Genomic DNA, 21,465 nt, shown 5'->3' on the forward strand with positions numbered 1-21,465 from the left:
TTGCTGCCGCCGCCCGTCGTGTGCCGCGCCGCGCCGCCACGGAGCGGCCGGCCGGTCCGCCGTTACTGCCCCACGCGGAATTCGATCCGCCGGTTCCGGGCCCGCCCGTCGGCCGTATCGTTCGGCGCGATCGGTTGATCCGGCCCGACGCCCGTCGTCGTCATCTGCTGCGGCTGAATGCTCTTCGTGATCAGGTAGCCCTTCACCGCGTCCGCGCGCGCCTGGCTCAGCGCGATGTTCGACGTCCGGTTCCCCGAGTTGTCGGTGTGACCGATGATGTCGACCGTGCGGTTCTGCATCTTCGCGAGCGCGGCCGCCATCTGGTCGAGGATCAGCCGGCCCTGCGGCGTCAGCGTCGCGCTGCCGGTCTCGAACTCGATCGTCCGGTTCGCGAGCGTCTGGTCGAGCACCCCCTGCTCGGACGCCGACACGCGCAGCCCGTTCTTGATCGTATACGTCGGGTTCAGCGTGTTCGCCATGTCGCTCGCGAGCTGCTGGCGTTGCGCCTCGTTGTGTACCTCGCCCTTCACCTCGATCTGCGTGCCGTTGATCTTCAACTGGCCCTTGCTGATCTGCTTGAGCTGCGCGCCGAGCAGCTTCTGCACGTTCGCGCTCCAGTTCGGCGGCGTCGCGACGTCGCCCACCTCGATCTGGTCGACGACGTTGGCCGCGCCGTAGGTATCGCGCAGCTTCTGCAGCACGGCGGCCTTGGTCGCCTCGTCGGGTACCTTGCCGCCGGCCACCACCTGGCCGGGTGTCGCGTTCGCGGGCGGCGGCGTGATCGTGCCGGCCGTGCCGTGCACCACCGCGCCGGACGCGGCGCCGGCGTTCGGGTTCGCCTGCGGCAGCGTGGTCGTCGCGACCGTGCCGTTGCCGACCGGCGTGACGGTCGCGCCGGTGTTTTGTGCGAAGGCCGCGCCGCTTGCGACGAGGCCGGCGGCGAACAGGGCGGCGAGGGCGGGCGAGACGGCGGCCGAAAAGCGTGCGCGCCGGACGTGAATCGTGCGATGCATCCCGTCAGCCTCCGATGAACGCTTCGCGGAACGCGTCGATGGCGACGCGCAGCGAGAGTTGCGGTTGGTCGAGGTAGCTGACGAGCTTGCTGATCTGGTGATCGTTTTGCGCATGGGCGTCGATCCACTCGGGATCGTCGATGTCGATGTTGTGGGCGGCGTAGGTCTGCGGGTCGACGACGCTCAGCAGCGTCTTCGCCGACGCGCCGTTGAAGCCGATGACGAGCCGTTCGCGTTCGGCGATCGTGCCGATGAAGATCGCGAGCTCGAAGTCGGCCTGCGCGACGAACGGCGCGATCAGTTCGAGCCAGAACGCGGCGACGAGGCTGCGGTAGAACGGATCGACCGGCAGCGGCAGCGTGAGGCCGCGTTCGATGTGCGACGAGCCGCTCTGCATCACCGGCCGCAGCAGCGAGCCGAGCGCGAGCATCGCGCCGCGCAGCCGCACCGGATGACCGCTTTCGAGCAGCATCTCCTGCAGGCCGTACAGCGACTGGTGTTCGATGAAATCGTTGAAGGTGCCGTCGTGCGACGTGCCGGGGCCGCCGACGTCGATCGGCACCTGCGTGTCGCCGAGCGCCTGCAGCGCGCCGGGCGGCTCGTCCTTGCCGAGCAGCGGCGGGATCTGCGTGGCGACGCGCGACCACAGCCGCGCGAACGCGAGCGGGCTGCGCGCGAGGAACGCGAGTGGCCGGTCGACCTCGAGCGCGGTTGCGCCGAGGAACGGGAAGCGGCGCATCGACACGTCGTGGCTCGCGACCATGTGGCCCGCGATCGCGAGCTTGCTGCGCGAGCCGAGGAACGCGAAATGCATCGGCTTCGCATCCTCGTAGACGATCTTCCAGCGCGGATCTTCCGCGAGCAGCTCGAGCGCCTGCGCAATCCAGCGATCGAGCGTCTGCAGCAGCTGCGGATTGTGCGCGCTCTTCACGAAGTCGCCGCGCGACGGAATCTTGCCGAAGTAGGCGATCTGCGCCTGTACGGTTTGCGTCATTGCGCCCCCTGTGCATTCGTTGCGTTGGCGGCCGCGACGGCCGGCGCTGCGGCCGGCGCGCCCGTGCCGGCGGACTGGGTCGCGTTCTGCGCGGCGCCCGCGCTCGCGTCGGCGACCGACGACGGCAGTTGCAGGCCGCGCAGGCTTTGCTGCTGCGGCTGGTCACCGCCACCGCCCGACGGCTGCGACGTGCTGATGATGCGCATCGTCACCGACACGTTCACGCTGCCTTGTACCCACGTCAGGTCGAAGGTGCCGTCCGGACGGCGCTTGCGTTGCGCCGAGTTGATCAGCTTCTCGAGACCGTAGCGGCCCGGCTCGTTGACGAGCTGCACCGTGCGGCCGTCGAAGGTCGTCGCGGACAGCGTCGCGCCCGGCGAGCCCTGCGGGTTCGGCCACACGAAGTTGGTCCACTGCGGCGGCGTGTTGCGGTAGCGCAGTTGCTGGCCGTCGATCGCGATCGTGTATTCCGTCGTGCCCGTGCTCGGCTGCGGCAGGATCTGGAACACGGTCTGCGGCTCGGACGACGCGGCCGCGCTGCCGGCGGCACCGCCCGCGAGCGGGGCGACCCAGCGCGCGAAGCCGTTCGTGAAGTCCGGCGTGAGCCCGATGCCCATGTCGCCCCACGTGCGGGCGGCGAGCGTGTCGCCGCGGCGCACCGCGAGCGGCCCGAGCGTCGTGCCGACGAACTTCGCGATCGAGCCGTCCGGACCGAACACCTGCGCGATCTCGCCGGCGCCGGCCTCGACCTTCGCGCTGGCCGCGAACGGGTACTTCGTCGCGAGCGAGTTCTGGAACGGCTGGTAGACCTGCGCGTTCCACACCTTGTTGACTTCGGTGCTGGCCGGCTGGATCACGACCGCGAACGCCTGCATCAGCGGCCGCACGAGCAGCGGACGCAGCGACTTGCGTTGCGAATCGGTGAGGCCCGTCAGCATCTGCTCGTCGACGAGCTTCAGCGAATCGGCGAGTTCCGAACCGTTGCCGTCGAGCGTCTGCTGCATCAGCTGGCGCGCGCCCGGGCCCGGGTCGCCCTGGTTCTTGATCACGTTGAAGCGCGTGCGGACCTTCGACAGCGAATCCATGTAGCCCTTGAGCATCGACGTGCCGTCATGCGTCGCGACGATCCGCGCGAGCCCGACGAACTCCTGGCCGATCGGACCCATCGGCACCTCGGCCGGATTGCCGTTGATGTCGATGTTGGCGGCCGCCACCTGGCCGGCCTGCGAGCGCGAGAACAGCTGCTTGACCCAGTTCACGACGCCGGTCTGCGCCTTCTTGATCGTCACGTTCGCGAGCGACGGGTTGTCCCACGACGTCTGGTCGTACGCAGTCTCGAGGATCTTGCGGATCGGCGAATCCTGCGGGTCGCCGAGGCGGTTCATCCCGTCGACGGCCTGGCCGAAGCTGCTGAAGCCCTGCACCGCGATGCCCTGCATGAACTTCTGCCAGTGCTGCGCGTACTCGGTCTTGTACATGCCGACGAGCGTCTTCTGGATCTGCTCGGGGCTGCCCTCGAGCGTCAGGTCGTCCTGCGTCGACGTGTTCAGCACCCAGTCCTTCGCCTGCAGTTCCTTGGTCGCCGCATCGCGGATCGCCGGCTGCACGTAGTCGAACCACGCTTCGCGCGTGAACGTGCCCGGAATCGCGTAGCTGCCGGCCACGAGCCCCTGGTTGCCGTCGCCGACGATGCGCGCGATGGTCATCGGCGCGAAGCGGGTCGACGCGCGTGCCTTGATTTCCTCGTAGACGCGCTGGCGGGCCGGCATGCCACGCACGACGCGGCGCAGGTTCTCGCGGGTCTGGTCGACGAGCGCGAGGTTCGCGTCGATCATCGGCCAGTCGTTGTCGTTCACGCGGGACAGGTAGAACGAGATCATGCGCTCGGCGCTCTTGATCATCTCGTCACGCGGCATGTTGCCGCGATTCGTCTCGAGCCAGCCGCGCCAGAAGCGGGCGAGCTGGTCGGTCAGATGCGCCTGTTCGACGTGACGTTTGTCGGACAGCATCAGGTACGTCTTCAGCGCGTTGTACGCGTCCTGCACGTTGGTCGGCGATGCATCGCTGTAGAGGCCGCCCTGCGGTGCGGCAGCCTGTTGCGGAGCGGCGGCCGGCGTGGTGCCGGACGCGGCCAGCGCGGCGCCGGCCAGCGGCGCGGCGCCTGCCGCGTTCGTCGAGACCGGCAGCGTGCCGCCCTGTACCGCGCCCGATTCGGGCGGGCGCGTCATCGGCACGAGCTGCTCGGGGTGCGCGTTCACGTCCTTCATGAACGACGCGAGGTTTTGCGACACGGGGACCAGCAGGATCTGGCGCACGCCGTTGTAGTACTCGGTCAGCAGGTGCTGCTCGAGACGGTCGCCCTGGTACAGGCCGAGCGACACCGACAGCGGCTTGTCGCGGCGGAACTGTTCGAGCTGTTCGATCCGGTCTTCGAGGATGTCCATCGCCTGCAGGCGCGACTGCAGGTCGTTGCGGCCCTGCTGCAGGCGCGTGACGTTGTCGAGATCGGCCTGCACGTTCGAGACGAGCTGCTGGTTGCCGATCGTCGACCAGGTCCAGCCGCCGAGCGCGATCGCGAGCGCCGCGACGAAGCCGAAGAAGGTCGCGTAGCGCAGCCGCGTCTTGGTCGGGCTCGCGAACTGGCGCACCGTTTGACGGTCGGCGAAGATCACCTTCGAGAACAGGTCGCGCAGGAAGAAGCCGTTCTTCGAGAACGCGCTGTGCGGTTTCGGCAGCGCGTTCCCGTCGAGGCCGAAGCGGTGCGCGATGCGCTGCGCGGCCGTGCTGTTGGTTTCGCCTTCCTGCAGCGCGCTGGTGAAGTAGAAGCCGCGGAAGATCGGCTTGTACTGGAACGGGTTGTTCTCGAACAGCGTCGCGAGGAACGCGCGCAGCGACGGCTTGATCGTCGAGAATTCGAGCGGGAAGCTCAGCTGGCCCGGCGACAGCTGGTTGCCGCGCGACAGCGACAGCTGCGCGACGCTGATCTCTTTCAGCCCTTCGTAGAGCTCCTCGAAGTGCGTGTCGAATTGCGCGACGACGTCACGCTTGTCGTCGGGCTCGTAGGGCAGGGTGGCGCCCCACACGCGGTCGTACTCGTGCTTGTCGCTGCTGCTGAAGAATTCGGTGAAGCCGGTGATCAGGTCGGCCTTCGTGAACATCACGTAGACGGGCGCGAACACTTCCAGCTTTTCCGTCAGCTCCTGAACGCGCTGGCGGAGGTTCTTCGCGAGGTTGATCGCGAACTCGGGGCGGTTGCCGGTGAGTTCGGCGATGCTCGCGGTGACGATGATGCCGTTGATCGGCGCCTTCGGACGATAGCGCTTGAGCAGGCCGAGGAAGCCGAGCCACTCGCTGCGGTCTTCTTCGTGCACCGAGTAGCGGCCGGCCGTGTCGAGCAGGATCCCTTCGGTCGTGAAGAACCAGTCGCAGTTACGCGTGCCGCCGATGCCGTGGATCACGGCGCTGTTCTTGTCCGCGAACGGGAACTGCAGGCCGGAATTGAGCACGGCGCTGCTCTTGCCCGCTGCCGGGTTGCCGATCACGATGTACCACGGCAGTTCGTACAGCGCGGAGCCGCCCGATACCTGGCCGATCTTCGACGTCTTGATCGTCTTCACCGCGTCCGACAGGCGCGTGCGCAGCACGTCGAGGTCGGCCGTCTTCGCGTCGGGCGCGAGCGCGGCGGCGGCGGGCGCGGTGATCTTGCCGGTTTCCGCCTGCTCTTCCAGTACCTGGCCGAGCTGCTGGTTCGCACGCTTCACGCGCCAGCGGCGCCACAGCGCGACGATGAGCCACAGCGCGAGGATCGCCGCAAAAGCCATTGCCGCCCACAGGAGCGGCAACTGCAGCATGTCGGCGACGATGAAGAGAATGGCCGCTAGCGCGACGATCCCGACAATCGAGAGCGTACGCGGATGAGTCAGCACGTTGAGGATGCGTTGCATAGGACGTTCAGGTTCCGGTGCGATTCGGTGAGGCGACGCAGGCGCGCCGAGCGGCAAGGGTGGCGCCGCGATGTGTCGCCATGCTGTCAAACGGGATGAAGGGGGCTGGCATCAATGCGCCCGCGGCATCGGAGAAGGCGCGCGCATTAATGAAAGGACGCTGTGAGATTTAAAACGGAAGCGGCGGCCGGAAAAAATCGCGCACCGGAATGCCCGAGTTTCTGCGTCGCCCATATCGTTTCCTGCCGGGATATTAAAAAGCCCCATGCCGCCCTCATTATTTCCTGTCCGGCAGCCCTGGCTAGCTGCCGCGTCCCAGTTTAAAACCGGGTTTATGGTATTCCACGTGCCCGAGATCCATCATTTTCCATCGGCCGCCCCAGGTCAGGCCGACTTGCTCGGCGACCTGGCCGTACAACTGATAGCCTCGCATCGCCCACGGATCTTTCTCGGAAATGACCAGCTTGCCGTCGCGCAGGAATGCGTTATCGGCCGCCAGCCCGAATTGGTGATAACTCTGGAAGGCTGCCGCGTTGGTCACGTTGCTGCCCATCTGCGCCAGCCGGTTCTGCCGATCCGGGCTCCGGTAACCTTCCAGCAGCGCCATTTCATAACCGTATTGTTCGTGCATGATCTTGTAGACCAGCAGCAAACGCGTACGGAAATCCGGGTCCAGCAGGTTCCAGTCGCGGCTCGCATCCTTCAGCGCCGGACGGATCTGTTCGACTTCCTTGGTGGCGAAGACTTCCGGCGGCAGCGGCGGGGGCGGTACGAGTTGTTCGCCCTGCAGCAGCGCGGCGATTTTCTCGTCGGGCACGCGCGCCGTGTCGTCGTACTGGAACAATTGCCGGCCGCGTAACGCAATGGCGACCAATGGCGGCGTCGCAAGAATACCTGCCGATACCATAATCATCAAGCGCCGCCGGATCAGTAAATTTTGCACATCGCTTAATGCGCCGCGCGTAACGCTTGCCGATTTAACAATCTGACTCCGCGTCCGGGCGGCGCGATCGTTCGCACGGCGCGTAAGACGGCCGTGAAACTGGGCAACGGATTCGAAAACGGTCGCGCGGATACCCGGTAAAAGCAACAGTGCCGCAACCGCGACGGCAAGGGCGAAATAGGCGACGAGTGCGACGGCAATCAAAGAAATCCCCGGAAATTGGAATTGATTGTGTTTTGCAATGCTTGCTCTTAGAATCAGGCTGCTTCGAGAGGCCGGGCTATATTATCGCGGTGAATTAAACCAGGATTCAATGAGACGCTGAATGAGTGCGCCGGAAAATTCAAATTCGAAAACTCCGCCCAGCCTGCTGTCCGATACTAAACCGGCAGGCGAGGGAGGACCTCGGCAGTCGCGCATTCTCGCGGATCTGGAAGGACGTGTCACGCCGCCCGCCGAGCCGCCGCGCCGTTCGCTGAAGGCGCCGATCGCGGCCGTCGTTGCTTTGGTGGTGGCCGTCGGCGGCTGGGGCGCATGGCGCATGCAGCAGCCGTCGGGCGAGCAACCCGCTGCCGTCGCGGCCGTGACGCCGCCCGCAGCGGCTGCGCCGGCCAAGGCCGCACCGGCCAGCGATACGGCCGTACAGGTCGCGCAGAATGGCGCGTCCGCCGCATCCGCTGTGCAACCGGCCACGATCGTCAACGACGATGCAGCCTCCCAGGCCGTTGCATCCGCATCCGCTTCGTCCGCGTCTGCCGCGGACGGCAGCCGCCTGTCGCGCGCACTTGCCAATGGCGCCGATGACGCGTCGGGCGCGGCCACGGCCGGTGCGGCCGAAACTGCCGCGGCCGCCGCAGCCGCGACGACCAAGGCCGCGAAGGCCGACGCCGCGAAGAGCGCGAAGGTCGCCGCGCACGGCAAGGCCGACACGAAGGCCGATGCGAAGGCGGAAGCCCGCAAGCATCACAAGGAACAGCAGGCCGAACTCGCGCAGGCGAAGAAGCGTCGCGATGCGACGCCGGCCCGTACCGCGAAGGCTGGCGGGAAGGACGATCCGGATGCCGATCTGCTCGCGGCGCTCGTCGCGCGCACGAAGCCGGCCGACAAGAAACTCGCCGCCCAGAAGGGGCAGGCCGTGCCGACCAAGGCGGCCGCGGCGACCGGCGGCTCGCTGGGGGCGCGCGTGAAGGAGTGTTCGGAGCGCGGTTTCTTCGAGGATCAGCTGTGCCGCTGGCGCGTGTGCGACGGCCACTGGGGCAAGGATCCCGCGTGCCCGAGCGCCGCCCAGTCGGAGACGCGGCAGTAACGCGTCCTGCGCATGCCGCCCGGTCTTGTCCGCGCCGCCCGTTGGGCGGCGCGTTGCTTTGGGGGGCGGGGAAGCTGCCGGTATGATGCGGCCTGAGACTGTCACGCGTGCGTCACGCCCGTCGGGCATACGTCTCCTTTCCTTTCCCGGCGCGGGCTCGCGACCCGCGATGCGCGGCGCGGCGCGCGCCGCACGACCTTCGACACGATGGACCTGATCGTACAGACTTACGGCGCGGATACGTCCGGCATGGTGTGCGGATTCCGCTTCGTTCCGGGCGGATCCGGCGCGATGCTCGATGCCGACGCGGCCGCCGCGTGGCTGCGCACGTGCCGCGAGCACGGCGCGGGCGCATCGGGCGATTTCGTCTGGCTGCACTTCAATCTCGCGCACGGCGCGAGCGAGCGCTGGATGCGCACGCATCTCGGGTTGCCCGACAGCTTCTTCGAATTCCTTCACGAAGGCTCGCGTTCGACACGCATCGAGCAGGAAGACGGCGCGTTGCGCGCGATCGTCAACGACGTGATGTTCAACCTCGAGCTGACGCCGTCGGAGATCGCGACGCTGTTCGTCCACGTCGAGCGGCGCATCATGGTGACCGCACGGCTCAAGCCGTTGCGTTCGGTCGACACGCTGCGCGCGTGCGTGCGCGACGGCGAGCAGTTCCGGTCGCCTGCGGAACTGCTCGTGCATCTGCTGCGCGACCAGGCCGACCTGCTGAGCCAGATCATGCGGCGCACGAGCGTCGACGTCGACCGCATCGAGGATCGCTTCCTGTCGCAGCGGCTCACGTCGAGCCGCATCGAACTCGGCGCGATGCGCCGCACGCTGACGCGCCTGCAGCGCATGCTCGCGCCGGAGCCCGGCTCGATCTTCCGGCTGCTCGCGAAGCCGCCCGCGTGGCTGCATATGGAAGACGTGCAGGAGCTGCGCGAATCGACCGAAGAGTTCTCGCTGGTGCTCGCCGATCTCGCGGGACTCAACGAGCGGATCAAGCTGCTGCAGGAAGAGATCGGCTCGCGCCTCGACGAGCAGAACAACCGGACGCTGTTCACGCTGACGCTCGTGACCGTGATCGCGCTGCCGATCAACATCGTCGCCGGCTTCTTCGGGATGAACGTCGGCGGCGTGCCGTTCTCGGAGAACAAGCACGGCTTCTGGATGATGGTGCTGCTCGTTGCGGGCTTCACGGCGCTGGCCGCATGGTGGGCGTTCCGGCGCCGCAACGACCGCTAGCGCAAGCGCCGCATCACCGTATCAACGCAGCAACGCGATCGCGCGTTCGCCGATCACCATCCCGAGCAGGCCGACGAGCGCAACGAGCGGCGGGGCCGGCGAGCGCACGTGCAGCAGCGCGTACAGCACGCCGACGCCGAGGCCCACCGCGAGCGAGGTCACGTAATCCATCATGGCGGTCTCCCGTGCGGTCCGGCGTCAGGGCTTGAGGATCACGCGCTCGCGCGCGCCGGCCAGCACCGCGCGGTAGGCGTCGTGCGCGCGCTCGAGCGGGTACACGTAGTCGTCGCCGATCGGGAACGGACGCAGCGTGCCGTTGCCGAAGCCGGGCGCGAGCGTGTCGAGGATCTGCGCGACCGCGTCGCCGCCGAGCTGCAGCGAATCGATCCCCACGAACGTATGCTGGCCGCGATAGAACGCGAAGATGTCGAACGGTACGCTGCGGTCGATCGTCGAGATGAAGATCTGCCGCGCGCCGATCGCCATCGATGCGTTCGCGGCTTCGAAATACGGGCTGCCGACCGTGTTGTAGACGATGTCCGCGCCGTGGCCGCCGGTGGCCGCGCGTACCGCGTCGGTCACCTGTTCCTTCGACGCGTCGATCATGTGCACGTCGCCCGACGCGTGGCCGCGATAGCCGCCGGCGCTGCGCTCGACGCCGATCACGGTCGCGCCGCGCGCGCTCGCGAGCTGGATCGCGGCCTGGCCGACCTTGCCGTTCGCGCCGAACACGAGCACGACGTCGCCGGCCGCCGGCATGCCGGCGCGGCGCAGGCCCTCGTACGCGGTGACGAACGGCACGCCCACGCCGGCCGCTTCGTCGAGCGTCAGCACGGCCGGCTTGCGGCGCACGTGTGCGGCATCCAGCACGAGCCATTGCGCGTGCGAGCCGTCCCGCCCGACGCCGAGATCGCCGCCCGAACCCCACACCGGCGCGCCGATCCAGCCGTCGGGGCCGCTGCGCACGATGCCGGCCCAATCGCGCCCGGGCGTACGCGGCCACACCGCGTGCGGCATGCGGCCGAGCGCGGCCTTCACGTCGCTCGGGTTCACGCCGGCCGCGCGCACCTCGATCAGCATCTGGGCGCCTGCCGGTACGGGCGTGTCGATTTCCCGGACCCGGGCGTCGAGCGACTCGATGTCGGCGGCGGGGGTGTCGAAGCGGATGCTGCGCATGATGATCTCCGTGACGGATGGCTGCCGCGCGGCCCGGCAGGCCGGCGCGTGCGGCGGATGAAAACGATGCATGCAGTCTAGTAGGCCCGGTTTGACGCGGAAACGTGCAAAGGTGGATGATTGTTTTGCGTTTTCCGCATAGCCCAAACCGAAGGTCACGAATGGACGACTTCCTTTCCCCGCACCTGGCGCTGTTCGTCGACGTGGTCGACCAGCAGAGTTTCTCGGCGGCGGCGCGCCGGCTCGGCGTCGCCGCGTCGTCGGTCACGCGGCGCATCGATCGCCTCGAAGCGCAGCTCGGCATCCGCCTCCTGCATCGCACCACGCACGCGCTGCGGCCGACCGAGGCCGGGCAGCTGCTGTACGGGCGCGCGACGCGCATGCTGGCCGAACTGCGCGGCCTGCAGGAGGATCTGCACAGCCAGCACGACGAGCCGGGCGGGCTGCTGCGCGTCGACTGCCCGGCGCCGTTCGGCCGGCGGCACCTGATGGCCGCGCTGGCCGCGTTCATGCAGCGTCATCCGGCGCTGCAGGTCGACCTGGTGCTGACCGACAGCATGGTCGACCTGCAGGGCGCGCGGCTCGGCTCCGACGTTGACCTCGCGGTGCGCATCGGCCCGCTCGAGGACACGCGCTTCGTCGCGACGACGCTGGCGCCGCAACGGCGCGTGCTGTGCGCGAGCGGTGCGTACCTCGCGCGGCGCGGTGCGCCCGCATCGCCGGACGCGCTCGCCGGTCACGACTGTCTCGCATGGCATGGCACGCCGCCGCCGGGCGCGTGGCGCTTCGGCGAGCGTCGCCACGTGCCCGTGCAGCCGCGGTTTCGCAGCAATCACTCGGAGGCGTTGCTCGAAGCGGCGATCGACGGGCTCGGACTCGCGCACCTGCCGACCTGGCTCGCCGGGGACGCGCTGCGAGACGGACGGTTGCATGCGGTGCTGCCGCAGTACGCAGCGGCGCCCGAACCGGCGACGATCCACGTGTTGCGCCAGCAGGCGCGCGGCAGTGCGCGCACCTCGCGGCTCGTCGCGTTTCTCGCCACGTGGTTTGCGCAGCCGGCGTGGGACGCCGCGTGGGCGTGACGGCGAGCGGGCGCCGCGCGGAAATAAAAAATGGCCTCGCATGCGAGGCCCGTCAAAGGTCGGAGAAGCCGGTACGCCGGCCGGCGCCGCGGGCTGCGCGGCACCGGCCGGAGGCGCACCGTTACTGCGTCACTACCTTGCGCGGCTTGAAGACGCCCTGATAGTGCAGTGCCGGGCGTTCCTTCGTCGTCAGCTCGACGCCGCCGAAGGTCGGCGTCTGGCGCAGCTTCATCGCGGCCGGCGAAGCGACCGAGCCGATCGACGTCGAGCGCGAGGCCGGCGCGAGGTTGTTCGCGACGAGCAGCGCGGCTTCGCTCTTCAGGTTCGACAGCAGCACCGGATCGGTCGAGCCGTTGACCTGCGTGAGCAGCCCGCTCCAGGCCGCGTCGCTGTAGTTCACGACGTAGTAGTCGAGACCGCTCGGGTCGGCGACCACGCCCGTGCAGCCGTCGATCCGCGTCTGCGTCTGCGTGTCCTTCAGCGCGAGCGTCGTGCGTTTCGCGAGACCCTGGCCGTACGCGAGCGTGATCGGCACCGTCCACTGCACGCCCGGATACGCGTTCTTGTTCGGGAACGGCTGCTGTTTCAGCGTGATGACCGTCTGGTTCTTCGTCAGGTCGCACTGCGTGTCGAGCGAGATCAGCGGCACGCCGGTCTGGCGCACGAAGCTGTCGCCGATCGGGCCGATCGCCTGGCCGCTTTCCTTCGACAGGGCATCCCACAGGCGCTTCGGCGTACCGTTGCCGAACGAGTAGTCGACCAGGTACTGCTGCAGGCCCTTGCGCAGCGTCTGCTCGCCGAGATAGTTCTCGAGCGTCTTCAGCACGTGGCCGCCCTTGTCGTACGTGAACGCGCTGGCGCTCAGCACGAAGTCGTTCGACGCCCAGCCGTTGAAGTTCGGCGCGACCGGGAATGCGTTCGGGCCGATGTCACGATTGATCACGCGGTACTTGTTCTTCACCTGGTCGAGCCAGCTGAACTCGTTGGGGAAGAACTGGATCGTCGTCTTCGTCTCGAAGAACGTCGCGAACGACTCGTTGAGCCACACGTTGTCCCACCAGTCGGCCGTGACGAGATCGCCGAACCACTGGTGCGCGACTTCGTGCGTCAGCACCTCGTTGCCGTAGTGCGACATCGGCTGGCCCGGCTGCGGCAGGATGTCGTCGGCGAACTCGAGAATCGATCCCCAGTTCTCCATCCCGCCGAAGTTCAGGTCCTTCTGATCCTTGAACGCGTCGTTCGCGGCCACCGTGTCGAACTTCGTCAGCGGCAGCGCGATGCCCGTGTAGCGGTAGTAGAAGTCGAGGGCCTGCTTGGTGCGATCCATCGCCGGCTTCGCCCAGTCGCTCATGCCCGGCGGCGTGAACACGCGCAGGTGCAGGCCGCCCTTGCCGCCCGGCAGCGGGCTCGTGAAGTCGTCCTCGTAGGTGTCGAACAGGCCGCCGCCGAAGAACAGCAGGTACGACGGCATCGGCGGGGTCTTGTCGAACTGCACGAGCTTGTAGCCGCCGCCGACGTTGGTCGACGGCTTCTCGGCCGCGTTCGACACGACACGCCAGCTCTGCGGCACTTCGGCCGTCACTTCATAGGTCGGGCGGAAGGCCGGCTCGTCCCAGCCGGGGAACCACTGGCGCGACAGGTTGGTTTCGCCCTGGGTCAGGATCGCGCCGCTCGTCTTGCCGTCGGTGCCTTTCAGGTCGACGCGGAAGATGCCTTCCGCGGCCGAGCAGCCCGGATACGGATCGTCGCCGCAGCTGCCGCCCGTCTTCGCGACCGGATCGTCATACGACTTGAAGTTGATGATGCCCGACCACTCCATGTGCAGCGAATAGTTGCCCGGCGAGATCGTGCCGCTCACGGGGCGCAGCTGATAGAAGTCGCCCTTGTCCTGCGGGGTCGCGATCAGCTGGATGTTGCCCGGCTGCAGCGTGATGCGGCCGTTCGTGAACTTGATCCGGTGGCCGGCGATCACGATGTTGTTGACCGGCTTCAGCACCTTGATTTCGACATCGGCGCGGCCGTCGAACGCGTTCAGCGCTTCGTTCGGGCGGAACCACAGCCGGTAGTTCACGGGCACCACGGTGTCCGGCAACTCGACAGGCGACACGCTCTTGTCGACGTTGGACGCGCTCGGCGGCGCGGTGACGGCGGGCGACGAGCCCGTATGCGGCGCGCCGGCGGAGCTGAGCGCGGAAGCGGAGCCTGCACCGCCGTCGTCGCCGCCGCACCCGGCGAGTGCCAGTGCGGCGACGAGCGGCAGATAACGCATCTTGCGAATATGAATCGACATGACTGAAACCTCGATTGTAGAAAGAATCGTTCAGTGCTGCGAAAACGCCGGCAAAAGCAATCCCCTCGCCGTTAATCGACGGCGAAAAAATGGCAATGACGGATTATTCGAAAAGACGGTAGCCGACTACGTGTAGGTAATCATGGCTTACTGCCCCCTCTGGATTTCCGGATATTGGTTAACTTGCCGGTTCAAAATGGCCGGACGCGTGTTGTACTGAATTGATTTCGCGCGCACGACACCGGGCCGCACGCCCGGCGCGGGCGCGCGATCCCTTTGAACCGACGACCTACGGGGCTGGCCGGGCCAGTCCGCAGGACGGAAGGAAGGCGTGTCGCCGTTCCGTAAATTCGCCGTCATGCGGCTTCAAGGTTTGTCGGCTTGCTCCAAGGATGCGTAAATATACTTGATGGTTTTGGGTAAAGGAAACGAAAAATTTAGAAAGAGCATCTATCGAATTCTCCGCGCTTCATTGAATGCTGGAAGTCATTAATTCGCTTTCCGTTTAGCTGGCGATTTCGTAGTTTTAATCTATTAACGATCTGGCGTCGCGGCGAAAACTACGAAATCCGGCGTGAGGCGGCATGCTCGGTACAATGCCTCGACGACCCGCTCACCGATCGCCGCGAGGAGGCCTTCCCATGCCACGTGCCCTGTTCCGTATCGCGCTGCTGCGCGCCATGCCGCTGCTGTTCACCGCCGTGTTCCTGCTCGGCGGTTGCGCGGGGCTGACGCGCGCGCCGTTGAGCGTGACGGTCGTCGGGCTCGACCCGCTCGTCGGGCAGGGGCTCGAGATGCGTTTCAGCCTGAAGTTGCGCGTGCAGAATCCGAACGATGCCCCGATCGACTATGACGGCATTTCGGTCGCGCTCGACCTGAACGGCACGCCGTTCGCGAGTGGCGTCAGCGATCGAACGGGCACCGTGCCGCGTTTCGGCGAGGCCGTGCTCGACGTGCCCGTTTCGGTATCGGCTTTCGCCGCCGCGCGGCAGGCGTGGAACCTGCCCGGCGCGGCCGCGAACGGCGAGCTGCCGTATGCGCTGCGCGGCCGGCTCGCCGGCGGCGTGCTCGGTACCGTGCACTTCAACGACGCGGGCACGCTGCGTCTGCCGGCGATGCCGGGGTGGGGCGGGTAGTTCGTGCGGTCGCGGTCAACATCGGCCAAATATTGCCGAAAATTGACTAATTGACGGTCTTCAACGTTCATTCTGATGCGATCTCGATTTTCTCCGACGATGCCCATAGACTGGCCGGTGTCCGAGGGCCGGACATTCTTCCAGGAGAAAACCATGGCGGCAAAATTCGAGATCAAGCAAGCCACGAACGGTCAGTACTACTTCCACCTGAAGTCGGCGAACGGCGAGATCATCCTCGCGAGCGAGCGGTACCAGGAGAAAAGCGGCGCGAGAAACGGGATCGCGTCCGTGCGTGAAAATGCACAGCTGGACCATCGTTACGAGCGCAAGCTCGCCCACAACGGTGAGCCGATGTTCAACCTGAAGTCCGCGAATCACCAGGTCATCGGTACCAGTGAAACCTACTCGAGCGTGCAAGCACGCGAGAACGGCATTGCGGCCGTCAAGCGCGATGCGCCCGTTGCGGAAGCGTTCGATCTGGCCTGATCGCCGGTTGCGCCGCGACGGGCGCCTTCGGGCCCGCGTCGCGGCGCCTGTTTTGCCGGGTCGGGCAAAGCGCGGTATGGTGTGGTCCGCGCGGTGAATTCCCGCCGCCGTTGAAGCCAACCGTAACCGAGTTCGCGTGACCGATTTCCCCGTTTTCCACTGGGCCGACGCCGACGGCGCCGATCATGCCGTGCGCTGGCGCTCCGAAGCCGGCGTGCAACCGCCGAAGCGTGCGGTGCCCGCCGACGACCGCCTCACGGCCGACGTGGCCTACCGCCTTGCATGCGAGGGCACCGCGCTCGTCTGGCAGGGCGATTTCCAGAATGCGCGCCAGCTCGTGCAGGCGATGGCGCGCCGTGTCGAACGCAAGCCGAAGAAGGCGAAAACCGCGGCCGGCGTCGATGCATTCAACCTGCATCGCCTCGCGCAGTCGCAGCGCGCCCGTACGCTCGGCATGCTGCTGATCCCGCTCGACGCCGATTACACGGTCCCGCTGCGCCGCGCGCCCGACGTGCGCGCCGCCTGCGAGGAAGCGTACGGGCCCGGCGGCGCGCCGTCGGTCGTGTCGCTGCGCGAACTGCTCGGCCTCGTCGGCGCGCATGAGTGGCGCAAGAAGGGGGTGCCGATCCCGGCGCTCGGCGGTGCGCCGATTCACCCGCACTACGGCGTGTTCTCGCCGGTGCGCGGCGAATACGTCGAACTCGTGGCGCGTGCCCCGCTGCCGGCGACGTCGCTCGCGTTCGACATCGGTACCGGCACGGGCGTGCTGGCGGCCGTGCTCGCATCGCGCGGCGTCGCGCGCATCGTCGCAACCGACCAGGATCCGCGCGCGCTGGCCTGCGCGCGCGAGAACGTCGCGCGGCTCGGTCATGCCGGCCAGGTCGACGTCGTCGAGGCCGATCTCTTTCCGGCCGGCCGTGCGCCGCTCGTGGTCTGCAACCCGCCTTGGGTGCCGGCCCGGCCAAGCGCGCCGATCGAATACGCGGTCTACGACCCCGACAGCCGCATGCTGCGCGGCTTCCTCGCGGGGCTCGCCGCGCACCTCGAGCCGGGCGGCGAAGGCTGGCTGATCCTGTCCGATTTCGCCGAACATCTCGGCCTGCGGCCGCGCGACACGCTGCTGCAATGGATCGACGAAGCGGGCCTCGTCGTGCTCGGCCGCGACGACATCCGTCCCGCGCACCCGAAATCGACGGACGCCGACGATCCGCTGCACGCGGCGCGCCAGGCCGAGGTCACGTCGCTGTGGCGGCTCGGCGCGCGAGTCCGAGCCTGACCGCGCATTTTCGGTAAACTGTCGCCATTCCTCACGAATTCCCGCCGCCGGGCCGTGGTCGACCGACCGTGGCCCGGCGCCGCATCACGATGTCGAACCAGACCCACGAAATCCGCCCGGAGCAGTCCGTCGAACTGCTGAAGGAACTGCACATCCTGACCCGCGACGGCAAGCTGAACCAGGACAGCCGCCGCAAGCTGAAGCAGGTCTATCACCTGTTCCAGTTCATCGAGCCGTTGCTCGCCGGCGTGCAGGCCGAAAAAAGCAACGTGACGCTCGTCGATCACGGTGCCGGCAAGTCGTATCTCGGCTTCATCCTGTACGACCTGTTCTTCAAGCAGCAGTCGGGGCACGGCACGCCGGCGTTCGCGTCGCACGTGTACGGGATCGAGACGCGCGAGGCGCTCGTCACGCGCTCGATCGAGCTGGCCGCGCGGCTCGGGTTCGACGGCATGTCGTTCCTGAACCTGTCGGTCGCCGATTCGATCACGTCGCCGCAGCTACCCGAAACCGTCGATGTCGTCACCGCGCTGCATGCCTGCGACACGGCGACCGACGACGCGATCCGCTTCGCGCTCGCGAAGCGCGCGCAGCACATCGTGCTGGTGCCGTGCTGCCAGGCGGAAGTCGCAGGCGTGCTGCGCAAGAACAAGGGCAAGTCGCTCGCGAATGCGCTGACCGAGGTGTGGCGGCATCCGCTGCATACGCGCGAATTCGGCAGCCAGATCACCAACGTGCTGCGCTGCCTGCAGCTCGAAGCGCACGGCTACCAGGTCAGCGTGACCGAACTGGTCGGCTGGGAGCATTCGATGAAGAACGAGCTGATCGTCGCGCAGTACAAGAACCTGCCGCGCCGGCGGCCCGGCGAGCGGTTGAACGAGATCCTCGGGATGTTCGGCCTCGCCGAACTGAACGAGCGCTTCTTCGTGGCGCAAGCCGCGGCAGCGGGCGGCGACGCCGTCGAGCCGGCCGAAGGCTGACGCGCAGCCCGCGCGCCCGCGCAGCGCGTCAGACGTCGTCGCCCGGCCGGCGCATCCATTCGCGCCAGCCGTCGTGGCCGAGGCGGCGCAGTGTTTCCTGATTCTTTTCGTAGATCGCGGACGCGTCCGGGAACGCGTCGACCGCGCGCGCGATGCTGTCTTCGCGCAGCAGGTGCAGGATCGGGTACGGCGCGCGGTTCGTGTAGTTCTCGATGTCGTCGGGCCCGGTGCCTTCGAACCGGTATTGCGGATGGAAGCTCGCGATCTGCAGCACGCCGTCGAGCCGCAGTTGCTGCACGAGCCGCTCGGCAAAGAACAGCGCATCGTTGTAGTCGACGAAATCGGCGAACGCATGCGGGAAGATCACGAGCGTCGTGTCGACCTGCTGCGGGTCCGCTGCGTCGAGCGCGCGTAGCTCGGTTTCGAGTTCGGCGAGTGCGTCTTCCAGCGTCGTCGCTTCGCTGATCGCGTAGCGCACCTGTTCCTTCACATAGACGCTTTTCGCGAACGGGCACAGATTGAGCCCGATCACCGCGCGCGCGAGCCAGTGCCGCGTGGCGGCGAGGATGTCGTCGTGCGATTCGGGGCGGGTATCGGTCATGGTGAAACCAGTCGGGCGGAGGAGCGGCGAGGGCCGCATTGTAGCGGGCCCGCCGCGCTCGGGCGCATGCGCCCGGTCAAGCGCACGCGGCTTCGATCAACTGCGTGACGAGCGCCGGCGCGGTGCCGATCGGCGTTTCGCCGTGCCGGTAGGTCTGGCTCGCCGCGTAGATACCTTCGACCACCAGCGCGAGCGCGTCGGCCAGCGCCTTCGGTTGCCGCGCGCCGGCGCCCTCGCATAGCGCGACGAGCCGCTTCATCAGCTGTTCCTTGTTCTGCGCGACGCGCTCGCGCGCCGGGTGCGACGCGTCCGGAAATTCGGCGGCGACGTTGACGAACGGGCAGCCGCGATAGTCCTTCTGCGTCGCGCGCTCGGCAAGGTCGACGAAATACTGGATCAACTGCGCCTTCGGCTGGCCCGGATGTTTCGCGGCGCTCGTATCGAGGCGCTCGAAGAAACACGCATCCATCCGCTCCAGATACGCGAGGATCAGCTCGTCCTTCGACGAAAACTGGCGGTACAGGCTCATCTTGTTGACGCCCGCGCGCTCCACGACGGCCTCGACGCCGACCGTGCGAACCCCTTCCTTGTAAAACAGCTCCTCGGCGGCGCGCAGCAGGTGCTCCTGCGCGGTGGCGCCGTCCATCGGCCGGCGCGTGCGGCGCGCCAGCGGTTTGGCGATCTCGATGCCCGACATGATGACCCTCGGCTGCATAGTGAATTGCTTGACATGTTACCGACTGGTAACTACGATCGCAACACACTTGTGACCGGTCGGTAACAATCGCGGCCGGATCAACAGACAAATGCCAAGCGTCGGCCCGGGTCAGCCGATGTTGAAATGTGCGGCGGAGGTGGCCTGGTTGGGGCGGAGCGGGCGCGATGGCGCCGGAACCGCCAACTGGAGAACGCGAAGATGAACTGGGCAGTGACACGAATCGGCGGGCGCTTCCATTACGGATGGCTCGCGGCGGCGGTGGTATTCCTGATCCTGCTGGCGGCAGCCGGCACGCGCGCGACGCCGAGCGTGCTGATGGTGCCGCTCGAGCGCGAGCTCGGCTGGAGCCGGGCGGCGATTTCGCTGGCGATTTCGGTGAACATCGCGCTGTATGGCCTGACGGGCCCGTTCGCGGCCGCCGCGATGCAGCGCTTCGGGCTGCGTCCGACGATCCTCACCGCGCTCGTGACGATGAGCGTGGGTGTCGCGCTGTCGTCGATGATGACGCAGAGCTGGCAGATGGTCGTGATCTGGGGCCTGATGGTTGGCTGCTCGACGGGCGTCGTCGCGCTGACGCTGTCCGCGACCTTCGTCACGCGCTGGTTCCATGCGCGGCGCGGCCTCGTGATGGGGATCCTGACCGCGAGCACGGCCACCGGCCAGCTCGTGTTCCTGCCGATGCTCGCGGCGATCGCGCAGCACCACGGCTGGCGGCCGGTCGTGCTGGTCGTCGCGGTGGCGGCTGCGATCGTGATTCCGCTCGTTGCCTTCCTGCTGCCCGAGCGGCCGGCCGACGTGCAACTGCGCCCGTACGGCGAACCGGCCGATGCGCCGGCCGCGCCGGACGCGTCGAAGGAGAACCCGCTCGCGGTTGCGTTCCGCACGCTGTTGATGGCGAGCCGTTCGCGCGATTTCTGGCTGCTGTTCTTCAGCTTCTTCATCTGCGGCGCGAGCACCAACGGTTATGTCGGCACGCACCTGATCGCCATGTGCAGCGACTACGGGATGACCGAAGTGCAGGGCGCATCGCTGCTCGCGGCGATGGGCGTGTTCGACCTGTTCGGCACGACGCTGTCGGGCTGGCTGTCCGACCGCTACGACAACCGCGTGCTGCTGTTCTGGTACTACGGGCTGCGCGGCCTGTCGCTGATCTACCTGCCGCATGCATTCGGGATCGACTTCTTCGGGCTGCCGCTGTTCGCGATGTTCTACGGGCTCGACTGGATCGCGACCGTGCCGCCCACCGTGCGGCTCGCAACCGACGTGTTCGGCAAGGCCGCGGCGCCGGTCGTGTTCGGCTGGATCGTCGCCGGCCACCAGCTCGGCGCGGCGTTCGCGGCGCTCGGCGCAGGGCTGCTGCGTGCGAGCCTCGGCACCTACACGATCGCATCGATGATCTCGGGCGGACTGTGCATCGTCGGCGCGCTGATCGTGCTGCGGATCAACCGCGGTCCGTCGCGCGCGGCTGCGCAGGCAGCCTGACCACGATGAGCCCGGCCGGCCGCACACGCTGCGGCCGGCCAATGCAGGCACGCAGATTTGCATAGCGCGGGAGGATCGGGCGCGCAGCCGCTCAAGCGGGTATGCTTGCGGTTCGCCGGGCGTTCGCGCCCCTTCATCGATGTCAGCGAGGAACCGCATGTCCGTCAAACCTGCTCCCACCACTGTTTCGATTCACGATCTGATCGCAGGCCGCTGGAGCCCGCGCGCCTATTCGGACGAGCCCGTCAGCGCCGGCGATCTGCACGCAGTACTCGAAGCCGCGCGCTGGGCCCCGTCCGCGTATAACGCACAGCCCTGGCGTTTCGTCGTATTCGATCGCGCGCAGGACGAAGACGCATTCAAGCGCGCGTTCGCGACGCTGGTGCCGTTCAACCAGGGCTGGAACGCGCCGGCGCCCGTGCTGATCGCGGTGACCGCGCACACGCTGACGCCGAAGGGCGAGCCGGCGCCGACCGCGTCGTACGACGCGGGTGCCGCCGCGATGTCGCTGGTGCTGCAGGCGCACGCGCTTGGCCTCGCCGCACACCAGATGAGCGGTTTCGACGCGAAGGCGTTTCGCGACGCGTTCGCGATTCCGGCCGACGTCGCGATCCTGTCGATCATCTCGCTCGGCCACTACGGCAACGTCGACAAGCTCGATCCGGTGCTGCGCGACCGCGAAAAGGCGCCGCGTACGCGCCATGCGATCGGCGAAGTTGTCTATGCGGGCGCGTGGAAGAAGAGCTTCGACGCGGCAGCCTGACCGCGCAAGCGGGCGGGCTGCATCGTGCATCCCGTTCGC

At 67.4% G+C, this 21,465-nt stretch carries 18 protein-coding genes; 9 read left to right on the plus strand and 9 right to left on the minus strand.

Annotated elements, in window-relative coordinates:
* Nucleotides 1-62 precede the first annotated feature (62 nt).
* From ACWMMN_RS02155 to ACWMMN_RS02170, 4 genes are all read right to left on the minus strand, one after another.
* Nucleotides 63-1,013 (minus strand): OmpA family protein, encoded by a 951-nt coding sequence (locus ACWMMN_RS02155; RefSeq protein WP_059236446.1) that lies wholly within the window; start codon nt 1,011-1,013, stop codon nt 63-65.
* A gap of 4 nt (nt 1,014-1,017) precedes the next feature.
* Entirely contained in the window at nt 1,018-2,007 is a 990-nt protein-coding gene (gene tagF / locus ACWMMN_RS02160) for a type VI secretion system-associated protein TagF (protein WP_059236444.1), read from the minus strand.
* Nucleotides 2,004-5,951 carry a type VI secretion system membrane subunit TssM gene (gene tssM / locus ACWMMN_RS02165; RefSeq protein WP_486422939.1) on the minus strand — a complete coding sequence of 1,316 codons (3,948 nt, stop codon included), beginning with the start codon at nt 5,949-5,951 and terminating at the stop codon, nt 2,004-2,006. The genes tagF and tssM overlap by 4 nt, the downstream gene beginning before the upstream one ends.
* Before the next feature lie 301 nt (nt 5,952-6,252).
* Nucleotides 6,253-7,098, minus strand: a complete 846-nt coding sequence (locus tag ACWMMN_RS02170) for a M15 family metallopeptidase (protein ID WP_059236440.1) — start codon at nt 7,096-7,098, stop codon at nt 6,253-6,255.
* Nucleotides 7,099-7,219: 121 nt separating this feature from the next.
* On the opposite strand from ACWMMN_RS02170, the gene ACWMMN_RS02175 reads away from it, so the two are divergent.
* Both ACWMMN_RS02175 and ACWMMN_RS02180 read left to right on the plus strand, forming a co-directional pair.
* Nucleotides 7,220-8,200 (plus strand): phage tail protein, encoded by a 981-nt coding sequence (locus ACWMMN_RS02175; RefSeq protein WP_486422940.1) that lies wholly within the window; start codon nt 7,220-7,222, stop codon nt 8,198-8,200.
* Between the two features lie 207 nt (nt 8,201-8,407).
* Nucleotides 8,408-9,436 carry a transporter gene (locus ACWMMN_RS02180; RefSeq protein WP_059236436.1) on the plus strand — a complete coding sequence of 343 codons (1,029 nt, stop codon included), beginning with the start codon at nt 8,408-8,410 and terminating at the stop codon, nt 9,434-9,436.
* 21 nt (nt 9,437-9,457) lie between these two features.
* On the opposite strand, the gene ACWMMN_RS02185 is transcribed toward ACWMMN_RS02180, so the two are convergent.
* The gene (locus tag ACWMMN_RS02185) at nt 9,458-9,610 is read right to left on the minus strand and encodes a DUF1427 family protein (RefSeq protein WP_081051886.1); all 153 of its coding nucleotides are present in this window, start codon (nt 9,608-9,610) and stop codon (nt 9,458-9,460) included.
* Nucleotides 9,611-9,634: 24 nt separating this feature from the next.
* Nucleotides 9,635-10,612: a quinone oxidoreductase family protein gene (locus ACWMMN_RS02190; protein WP_486422941.1), complete on the minus strand. Its 978-nt coding sequence runs from the start codon at nt 10,610-10,612 to the stop codon at nt 9,635-9,637.
* Between the two features lie 161 nt (nt 10,613-10,773).
* On the opposite strand from ACWMMN_RS02190, the gene ACWMMN_RS02195 reads away from it, so the two are divergent.
* A complete protein-coding gene (locus ACWMMN_RS02195) occupies nt 10,774-11,694 on the plus strand; it encodes a LysR family transcriptional regulator (RefSeq protein ID WP_486422942.1) in 921 nt (306 codons plus the stop codon).
* 121 nt (nt 11,695-11,815) lie between these two features.
* Here the strand turns inward: ACWMMN_RS02195 and ACWMMN_RS02200 are convergent, their stop codons facing one another.
* A complete protein-coding gene (locus ACWMMN_RS02200) occupies nt 11,816-13,984 on the minus strand; it encodes a M1 family metallopeptidase (protein ID WP_059236432.1) in 2,169 nt (722 codons plus the stop codon).
* 641 nt (nt 13,985-14,625) lie between these two features.
* On the opposite strand from ACWMMN_RS02200, the gene ACWMMN_RS02205 reads away from it, so the two are divergent.
* The 4 genes from ACWMMN_RS02205 to ACWMMN_RS02220 all read left to right on the plus strand — a co-directional run bounded on the left by ACWMMN_RS02205 (nt 14,626) and on the right by ACWMMN_RS02220 (nt 17,862).
* Entirely contained in the window at nt 14,626-15,120 is a 495-nt protein-coding gene (locus ACWMMN_RS02205; RefSeq protein ID WP_059236430.1) for an LEA/WHy family protein, read from the plus strand.
* A gap of 153 nt (nt 15,121-15,273) precedes the next feature.
* Nucleotides 15,274-15,606 (plus strand): YegP family protein, encoded by a 333-nt coding sequence (locus ACWMMN_RS02210; RefSeq protein ID WP_486422943.1) that lies wholly within the window; start codon nt 15,274-15,276, stop codon nt 15,604-15,606.
* A gap of 136 nt (nt 15,607-15,742) precedes the next feature.
* Nucleotides 15,743-16,882 carry a methyltransferase gene (locus ACWMMN_RS02215; RefSeq protein WP_486422944.1) on the plus strand — a complete coding sequence of 380 codons (1,140 nt, stop codon included), beginning with the start codon at nt 15,743-15,745 and terminating at the stop codon, nt 16,880-16,882.
* An 89-nt stretch (nt 16,883-16,971) separates the two neighbouring features.
* Nucleotides 16,972-17,862, plus strand: coding sequence for a class I SAM-dependent methyltransferase (locus ACWMMN_RS02220; RefSeq protein ID WP_486422945.1), 891 nt, complete (start codon nt 16,972-16,974; stop codon nt 17,860-17,862).
* A gap of 28 nt (nt 17,863-17,890) precedes the next feature.
* Here the strand turns inward: ACWMMN_RS02220 and ACWMMN_RS02225 are convergent, their stop codons facing one another.
* Together ACWMMN_RS02225 and ACWMMN_RS02230 are read right to left on the minus strand one after the other, a co-directional pair.
* On the minus strand, nt 17,891-18,463 hold the full coding sequence (locus ACWMMN_RS02225; RefSeq protein ID WP_059236425.1) for a DUF1415 domain-containing protein: 573 nt from the start codon (nt 18,461-18,463) through the stop codon (nt 17,891-17,893).
* Nucleotides 18,464-18,539: 76 nt separating this feature from the next.
* Nucleotides 18,540-19,160, minus strand: a complete 621-nt coding sequence (locus tag ACWMMN_RS02230) for a TetR/AcrR family transcriptional regulator (RefSeq protein ID WP_256085516.1) — start codon at nt 19,158-19,160, stop codon at nt 18,540-18,542.
* 219 nt (nt 19,161-19,379) lie between these two features.
* On the opposite strand from ACWMMN_RS02230, the gene ACWMMN_RS02235 reads away from it, so the two are divergent.
* Both ACWMMN_RS02235 and ACWMMN_RS02240 read left to right on the plus strand, forming a co-directional pair.
* Nucleotides 19,380-20,663 carry an MFS transporter gene (locus ACWMMN_RS02235; protein WP_059236421.1) on the plus strand — a complete coding sequence of 428 codons (1,284 nt, stop codon included), beginning with the start codon at nt 19,380-19,382 and terminating at the stop codon, nt 20,661-20,663.
* A 157-nt stretch (nt 20,664-20,820) separates the two neighbouring features.
* Nucleotides 20,821-21,426 (plus strand): nitroreductase family protein, encoded by a 606-nt coding sequence (locus ACWMMN_RS02240; RefSeq protein ID WP_059236419.1) that lies wholly within the window; start codon nt 20,821-20,823, stop codon nt 21,424-21,426.
* Nucleotides 21,427-21,465 lie beyond the last annotated feature (39 nt).

The organism is Burkholderia cepacia complex sp. TUM26381 (assembly GCF_057439935.1).